This is a genomic window from Mesorhizobium sp. Cs1299R1N1 (assembly GCF_037179655.1).
Taxonomy (GTDB): domain Bacteria; phylum Pseudomonadota; class Alphaproteobacteria; order Rhizobiales; family Rhizobiaceae; genus Mesorhizobium; species Mesorhizobium salmacidum.
This window is the reverse complement of sequence record NZ_JAPYKR010000141.1, coordinates 1-435: the sequence shown is the minus strand read 5'-3', so window position 1 is coordinate 435 and position 435 is coordinate 1. Positions and strand designations below refer to the sequence as shown.

1 protein-coding gene is annotated in these 435 nt (G+C 73.3%); it reads left to right on the top strand.

Features of this window, described 5'->3' with window-relative positions; genetic code table 11:
* Positions 1–435: AMP-binding enzyme (locus tag O7A70_RS34080; RefSeq protein ID WP_337144241.1), on the top strand; the 435-nt coding region annotated here is incomplete at both ends.

The window sequence follows — 435 nt, the reverse complement described above, 5'->3', positions numbered from 1 at the left end:
GCAACCTGGAGTTCTTGGGCCGCAATGACGACCAGGTGAAGATCCGCGGCTTCCGCATCGAGCCGGGCGAGATCGCGGCGCGGCTTGCCGAGCATGCGTGGGTGCGCGAGGCGGTGGTGGTGGCGCGCCAGGATCGCACCGGCGACAAGCACCTCGTGGCCTATGTGGTGTGCGCGCCCGAGGCGGGAGCGGACGAGGCGGGAGCGCAGGACGAAGATCCAGGCGCGCTGGCCGGCGCCTTGCGCGCGCATCTTGGCGCGCGGCTGCCCGACTACATGGTGCCGTCGGCGTTCGTGCGGCTCTCGGCGCTGCCGCTGACGGCCAACGGCAAGCTCGACCGCAAGGCGCTGCCGGTCCCCGAGGACGACGCCTATGCGCGGGCGGCCTACGAGGCGCCGCAGGGCGCGGTCGAGACGGCGCTGGCCGGCATCTGGG